Annotated in this window: 5 protein-coding genes; all 5 read left to right on the top strand. The window is 67.5% G+C overall.

Annotated elements, in window-relative coordinates:
- Window positions 1–973: 973 nt before the first annotated feature.
- The 5 genes from HOV91_RS13225 (at window position 974) to HOV91_RS13205 (ending at window position 7,207) form a co-directional block, all read left to right on the top strand.
- The gene (locus HOV91_RS13225; protein ID WP_438822655.1) at window positions 974–1,888 is read left to right on the top strand and encodes an alpha/beta hydrolase; all 915 of its coding nucleotides are present in this window, start codon (window positions 974–976) and stop codon (window positions 1,886–1,888) included.
- A gap of 222 nt (window positions 1,889–2,110) precedes the next feature.
- Window positions 2,111–3,910 carry an alpha/beta hydrolase-fold protein gene (locus HOV91_RS13220; RefSeq protein ID WP_174185662.1) on the top strand — a complete coding sequence of 600 codons (1,800 nt, stop codon included), beginning with the start codon at window positions 2,111–2,113 and terminating at the stop codon, window positions 3,908–3,910.
- A 608-nt stretch (window positions 3,911–4,518) separates the two neighbouring features.
- A complete protein-coding gene (locus HOV91_RS13215) occupies window positions 4,519–5,010 on the top strand; it encodes a DUF732 domain-containing protein (RefSeq protein ID WP_312884587.1) in 492 nt (163 codons plus the stop codon).
- Window positions 5,001–5,993 carry a cutinase family protein gene (locus HOV91_RS13210; protein WP_217440300.1) on the top strand — a complete coding sequence of 331 codons (993 nt, stop codon included), beginning with the start codon at window positions 5,001–5,003 and terminating at the stop codon, window positions 5,991–5,993. Before HOV91_RS13215 ends, HOV91_RS13210 begins: the two co-directional genes overlap by 10 nt.
- A gap of 170 nt (window positions 5,994–6,163) precedes the next feature.
- Window positions 6,164–7,207, top strand: a complete 1,044-nt coding sequence (locus HOV91_RS13205; RefSeq protein WP_083887306.1) for an LLM class F420-dependent oxidoreductase — start codon at window positions 6,164–6,166, stop codon at window positions 7,205–7,207.
- Window positions 7,208–7,384: the final 177 nt, after the last annotated feature.

The following is a 7,384-nucleotide window of genomic DNA, read 5'->3' as shown; positions in this document are numbered from 1 at the left end:
GTTGGTGTGTTTGGAGGGAGGGCTGGTGGTGGGAAATGCTCCCGCGTGAGGGCGCGTCCTGGAGGGCTGAGCGGTTCGCGGCAAATGTCCCTGGGTGGTGTGTGCGCTGAGGGCTGGGATGGTGTGGAAATGCTTCCCTCGAGTGCGCGTCCTGGAGGGCTGAGGGCTGGCGGAAATGCTCCTGTGTGGGTGTGTGCTGGATGGCTGTGGGGCTATGGGAAGGCTTCCGCGTGTGTGGTGTGCCTCTGGGGTCTGAGTGGTCGCCGGCCTGTCGGGCTTGCCGGGCTGTCGCGACGCCCCGCCGCTGGATGGGCGAGCGTTAGCCCGCTGAATGTTTGCTAACTGATCGCTGATGTATGGTCATCCGTGATAGGAGCTGATTGCTCGAGGTCCTTTCCGTGGCTATCACGGCAGATCTCGGTTCCGATCACGGTTCGTTCACGGACCTCGGTCGGGGTGCGGTCCCCTCCCTGGACGCCCGGTGTCCGAGGCGGGTGGCGGCCGGTGCCGGGTTTGCGAAGATCTCGGGTCGGTGACAGTTCCTGCCAGGGGCGCAAATATCTTGCGTTCCAACACGACATCACCGCGAGAACGCGATAAGGTCACCGCACCATTACCTTGCGCACACGGATGGATTTCGACCAGTGGAAAGACCCGGATCTTGCTAAAGCGAAGGGCGTCGAATATCGTCCAGCGAGCGCAAGTGTGACCAGATCGTTGTAGCGCCGTCACGGGGATCGGATTGTCGGGACCCATGTCCGTGACGCGCGTCTCGTTGGCAACACGGGTGCCGCCTCGCCCTTCGGGTGGCGAGCGGCACCACAACAGCAGAAAGAGAGCAGGATTCATGCGTTTCGGCAGGGCGGCCGGCCCGAAGAGAACACCGTCGGGACGGCGAAGCGCGCCGCGCGGTTGGCGTAGTCGAATTCTGGCTGTCGGTGCCGCCGTACTGGCGCTACCGATCGCCGCAGGCATGGCGACCCCGACTCTCGCCACCGCGGCGCCGTCGGCGCAGACGCCGGTGTTGCGAGCGCCCGCGGGTGGTTTCGAGGACCTGATGGTCCCCTCCAGCATGGGCCCGATCAAGGTCCAGGTGCAGTGGGCCGCGCGCGGCGGCAACGCGGCGCTCTACCTGCTCGACGGTCTGCGTGCCCGCGACGACCGCAACGCGTGGTCGTTCGAGACCAACGCGCTGCAGCAGTTCGGCAACGACAACATCACGCTGGTGATGCCGGTCGGCGGCCAGTCCAGCTTCTACACCGACTGGTACGCGCCGTCGAACCTGAACGGCCAGAAGACCACCTACAAGTGGGAGACCTTCCTCACCAAGGAACTCCCGGCCTTCCTGGAGGGCTACGGCGTCTCGCGCACCAACAACGCGGTCGTCGGCCTGTCCATGGGTGGCAGCGCGGCGCTGGCGCTCGCGGCCTACCACCGCGACCAGTTCAAGTTCGCCGCCTCCTACTCGGGCTACCTGAACATCTCCGCGCCGGGCATGCGCGAGGCGATCCGCATCGCGATGCTGGACGCAGGCCGCTACAACGTGGACTCGATGGCCGCGCCGTGGAGCCCGCAGTGGCTGCGGATGGACCCGTTCGTGTTCGCGCCGCAGCTGCGCGGCCTGCCGATGTACATCTCGGCGGCCAGCGGCCTGCCGGGTCAGTTCGACCAGCCGAACTCGGCGGTCGGCGTGTTCAACACCGGCAACGCGATGGCGCTGGAAGCCCTGTCGCTGGTGAACACCCGCGCGTTCCAGGTCCGCCTGAACTCGCTGGGCATCCCCGCCCGGTTCGACTTCCCGGCCGCGGGCACGCACTCCTGGAAGTACTGGGAAGGTCAGCTGTTCGCTTCGCGCAACATGATCCTGGACGCCACCGGCGCCTGGTGACCTGACAAGTCTCGACACATTCGGGCCGCACCGATTCGGTGCGGCCCGAATTGCGTTCGGGGGCAGTTCGGATCGCGACGCAGCGAACATAGTTTGCTGTGCAGCGCGTGTCTCCCATGAACATTGCTATAACGGGAGTACAAAGCTCTTGTGGCAGGGATTACGCGCGGTAGCTGTGGCATACGCGGGCGTCTCGGCGCTCGTTCGGCACGCGGGCGGCTCATGCTGCTCGCCACCGCGATAATGGTCCCCCTAGCCGCGAGTACGTCCGTCGAAGCCCCCGCCGCCGCGCAGCCGACGGCGGTCGTGACCGCGCCGGTGCTGGAGAAGGTTCAGTGGCTCAGCGAGCGACGCGTGGCGCTGTGGGTGACATCGCCGGCGATGGGTGTGCCGATCCAGGTGCAATTGCTGCTGGCCAGGGACTGGAACGCCCGCCCGGAGGCCAGGTTTCCCGTCCTGTTCCTGCTCGACGGCCTGCGCGCGACCGACGACGAGAACGGCTGGACGAAGGAGGCGGGGGCGGTCGATTTCTTCGCCGACAAGAACGTCACCGTCGTGCTGCCGGTCGGTGGGCAGTCCAGCTTCTACGCCGATTGGCTGGAGCCGGACAACGGGCGCACCTATAAGTGGGAGACCTTCCTGACCAAGGAGCTGCCGCCGCTGTTGGAGAGCCACTGGCGGGCGACGAACGTGCGGGGCGTGGAAGGGCTGTCGATGGGCGGCACGGCCGCGATGTTCCTCGCCGCCCGCAATCCCGGCTTCGCGCGGCACGCCGCGTCGTACTCCGGTTTCTTGACCACGACGACGCTGGGCATGCCGCAGGCCATCGAGTTCGCGATGCGCGACGCGGGCGGGTTCGACTCCGCCGCCATGTGGGGCCCGCAGACCGGCCCGGCCTGGGAGGCGCACGATCCGTACGCGCTGGCCGACAAACTGCGGGGCGTCAGTCTCTACGTCTCCAGCGGCAGCGGCGCGATCGGTCCCTACGACCAAGCCCTCGGCATTCCGGGGGTGAGCACCAACATCGCGGGGATGGGCCTGGAGATCCTCTCCCGGCTCACCTCGCAGAATTTCGTGACCAAACTGTCCAAGCTGGCCATTCCGGCGCAGGTGAACTACCGCCCGTCCGGCACCCACTCCTGGCCGTATTGGGATTTCGAGATGCGGCAGTCCTGGAAACAGGCCGCGTCCGCTCTGGGCACCGACGAGGGCAAGCCCGCTTGCCAGCCAGGGGGCGCGATCGGCCAAGTGGCCGCCGCGACCGAATGGCTCGGTGAATGCCTCACCGGGGAGTACGCGGTCGCGGGCGGCACCGCGCAGGACTTCAAGGGCGGCCGGGTGTTCTTCACGCCGGGCAGCGGCGCGTACCCGGTCGGCAGCCTGCTCGGCGCCGGTTACCAAGCGGCCGGTGGACCTACCGGACCGCTGGGCCTGCCGACCGGTGCGGACCGCGCGCTGGAGGACGGCCGCGGCAGATTGCAGACCTTCCAGCACGGCTCGCTGTACTGGACGCCGCAGACCGGCACGCAGGTCGTGCGTGGCGCGATCCTGGACGAGTGGGGCAAGCAAGGATTCGAGCGCGGCCCAGCGGGCTACCCGGCCGCGCCGGAAGTCAAGACCCCGAGCCGCGACGGTGCGGTGCAGGCGTTCGAGAACGGTCCGTTCTACTACAGCCCGTCCACCGGCGTGCACCACGTCCAGGGTCTCATTCTCGGCAAATACGCCCAGCTGGGCTTCGAGAACAGCCCGCTCGGTTTCCCGGTCGCCGGGGAGCAGGCGCTGAAGGACATGGGCCGGTTCAGCCGCTTCGAGGGCGGAAACATCTACTGGAGCCCGGTCTCGGGCGCGTGGTCGGTCCGCAATGGCCCCATCCTGGAAGCGTGGCGCGAGACCGGCTACGAGAACGGCAAACTCGGCTACCCCACCGGCGACGAATTCCCGCTCTCGGACGGCATACAACAGAACTTCCAAGGCGGATTCATCACCGTCCGCGACGGCAAACCGGAAGTCCACGGCCTGTGAACCACTCACGCCACCGGCCGAGCCCGGTATCGGATGTGAGTGGCGGAGCGAGCTGTGGGCGGTGGCAATCGGGATGTCGACGGCTTGTGCAGGGTTCACGTGACTGGCCGAGTCCGGTATTGAATGCGAGCGGCGACAGAGCGAGCCGTGCGCGACGGCAAAAAAGTCCACGGCGCGTGACCGTTCACGCACCGGCCGAGCCCACGATCGAATTCAGCGAAGGCGGACCGAGAATGTGTCAGTGGCGCGACTGTCCTGACCACGACCCGTACATGCGGATTGTGAGTTCACGCTCGCACAGCCGCGTCGGCCCGACTCCCGGTTTCGAGCGAAGCGAGACCTAGCATTGCCCGTTCGCGGCCCGGCTCGCATTCGAGTGGCCGCCGCGCAGGCGACGAAGGAGCAAGCGGCGGTCACTCGAATGCGAGCCACAAGGGGGCCGCGAACACGCCGCGACGAAGTCGCAGCCAAACCAACACAGCCGCGAACACGCAGCGCCGAAGGCGTGGCAAATCCGACCCAGCTAGCCTGGTGGGCGACCCGACCCCCGCTCAGCGACAGATCGAGGACAAGAATTCATGCATCGGACCCGTGGAAAGGTATTCGGCGTGGTTGCGGCGATCGCCGTGACCGGCCTGCTCGCCGCGTGCGGCGACAATGATTCGACCGCGACGAGCACGCCGACGCCCGCCCGCACCACGACGGCGACGACGACGTCGCCTGCTGCTTCGGCGCCCGCCGACACCGGGCAGCCCGCTCCCGCGCCGGAGCAGCCCCCCACGACGGTGGCGCCCGAGCGTCCGCAGCCGGTGCCGACCGAGGCCGTCCCGCCCGCGGACACCTCCAAGCTCACCGACAAGGACAAGCGGTTCCTCGACGAGCTGGCCAAGCAGGGTGTCACCCCGTCCACCCCGGACATCGCGCTGAGCATCGGCGCCTACGTCTGCCAGGGCACCGCGGCGGGCGCTTCCGATCAGGATCTGATGACCTTCGTCAACGCCATGGCAGGTTCCGATCCGTCCTTCGACCCGGCCAAGATGCCGGTGGAGAAGGCCGGGCAGATCTACATCTCGACCGCTCGCGCCACGTACTGCCAGTGAGTTCGCGTGTCCGTTCGACCTCCCGCCGGTCCAGGCCGGCGGGATGTCTGGTCGTGATCGGCGTCGTCCTGCTGATCGTCCTGGTAGTGCTGCTGCTGTGGTATCTGCTCGCGGGGCGTCTGCGCCCGCCCGGTCCCGGTCCGAAACCGCCGGAACGGCCGACCTCGCAGCCCGCCAGCTGTCCCGACGTGCAGATGATGTCGGTGCCGGGCACCTGGGAGTCGAACAGTTTCGACGATCCGCACAATCCGACTGCCAACCCGGTGTCGCTGATGCTCAATGTCACCGGCCCGATCACTCAGCGGTTCCCGAGTGACCGGGTGGAGGTGTACACGGTTCCCTACGTCGCGCAGTTCTCCAATCCGATCGCGATCCCGCCGGACGGCCAGCAGTCCTACAACAACAGCCGGTCCGAGGGCACGCAGCGGATGATCGACGTCATGGCCGCACGGCATCGGGAGTGCCCGTTGACCACCTATGTGCTCGCGGGGTTCTCCCAGGGCGCGGTGATCGCGGGTGACGTCGCCGCGCAGATCGGCGCCGGCGACGGTCCGGTGCCCGCCGACCTGGTGCTCGGCGTGACGTTGATCGCCGACGGACGCCGCACCGGCGAGAACGGCCCTGGTCAGGCGATCCAGGTCGGCACGCCTCCGGCCGGTGTGGGTGCCGAAGTCGCGCTGAAGGGGTTGAACGTGCCCGGCATCACGATGACCGGTCCGCGTCAAGGGGGCTTCGGCGCGCTGGCCGATCGCACCTACTCGATGTGCGCGCCGGGCGATCTGATCTGCGACGCGCCGCGGGAGGCACTGAGTCCGTGGAACATCCTGGGCAGCGTGAACGCCCTGGTCCGCGCGGCGGGCAACCCGGTGCACGCCCTCTACAACGGTTTCGTCGTCGACGGCGACGGCACCACCGCGACGCAGTGGACGGCCGCCTGGGCGGCGGGCCTCATCGAGGCAGCGCCGCATCCCGCCCATTCGTGAAAATTCACAGGCCGTGAGATACCCCGCACCCCCTTGGCGTGACAAGCGCAACTCGAATTGGGTAGCACGCTGTAAAGTGCGCTGGTGATCGCGACGCCGGGCACCGCCGCAGCGCAGACCGAGTGCGGGCGTCGCGCCCGTATTTTCCTTACAGCCAGGAGCATGAGTTCATGACAGAAGCCGCCGCACCGGCCACCACGGCGAGCCGTGACGCGGATGCTGCGTTGACCGCGCTGGGCACTCCGCTGCGTCCGTTCCGCTTCGCGGCGGCCGGCGAAGGAAACAAGCAGGAGGGCGGTGCGCGCAAGTTCGTGCAGACCGCTCAGCAGGCCGAGGAGTACGGGTTCGACACCTTCGTGGTGCCCGATCACCTCGGCGAGCAGATCGGTCCGATCGCGGCGCTCGGCGCGCTGACCCAGGCCACCGAGAAGATCCGGCTCGGCACCTCGGTGCTGGCGAACGGTTTCCGCCACCCCGTGGTGCTGGCCAAGGATCTGGCGACCATCGACGTGCTGTCCAAGGGCAGGCTCGAGGTCGGTCTCGGCGCGGGCTGGATCAAGGAGGAGTTCGAGAACGCGGGCATCCCGTACGAGTCGCCCGGTGTCCGGCTGGAGAAGCTGGACGAGGCGCTGACCATCATCGACGTGCTGCTGCGCGGCCAGGAGTGCACCTTCGAGGGCAAGCACTACCAGGTCCGCGGCGTCAAGGGGACGCCACGGCCGCGGCAGGGCCCGCGCCCGCCGATCTGCACCGGCGGCGGCGGTCCGAAGATGCTGCGCTTGGCGGCCAAGCACGCCGACATCGTCTCCGTCGTTCCGGTGACAACCAAGAACGGTAAGGGCCTGCTCTCCGGCATCACCATCGAGAAGGCCGTGGAAAAGGTGAATCTGATCAAGGAGGCCGCCGGTGACCGGTTCGCCGACATCGAGCTGAACTGGGCCATCACCGCCGTCGTGATCACCGACGATCGCGAGAAGACCGCGGAGATGGCACTGTCGGCGTTGGACCGGGGACTGCACCCGAACCTGGAGGTCGACGTCCAGCTGTCCGTCGAGGACATCCTGAACTCGCCCTACGTGGCGATCGGTACTTTCGAGGAGATCGCCGAGCAGATCCGACGTGTGCGGCAACTCACCTCGATGTCCTACGTCGGTGTATTCCCCACCCAGATGGACGCGTTCGCCCCCGTTATTCCCCTGCTGCGGGACGAGTGAGCCGGTCTTCTCTGTAACATGACTCTGGTTTGAGGACATCTAGCCGATAGCGGTCACCGCGCAGACCGCACAAAATCTGCAGGCTGGCTCTGCACTTGGAGCACCCGCGGGCGAAAGCGAGTCGGGGCCTCACAGGTAACAGCGGCGATCTCGCCGTCTTGCTGCGTGTGCCTCGGA

The sequence above is a fragment of the Nocardia barduliensis genome, assembly GCF_013315795.1.
GTDB classification, from domain to species: Bacteria; Actinomycetota; Actinomycetes; order Mycobacteriales; family Mycobacteriaceae; genus Nocardia; species Nocardia barduliensis.
This window is presented reverse-complemented; position numbering and strand designations above follow the sequence as displayed.

Bases quoted from the DNA above. Each gene is read 5' to 3' on its own strand.
- HOV91_RS13225 (WP_438822655.1), top strand. From the start codon at position 974: ATGGCGACCCCGACTCTCGCCACCGCGGCGCCGTCGGCGCAGACGCCG.
- HOV91_RS13220 (WP_174185662.1), top strand. From the start codon at position 2,111: ATGCTGCTCGCCACCGCGATAATGGTCCCCCTAGCCGCGAGTACGTCC.
- HOV91_RS13205 (WP_083887306.1), top strand. From the start codon at position 6,164: ATGACAGAAGCCGCCGCACCGGCCACCACGGCGAGCCGTGACGCGGAT.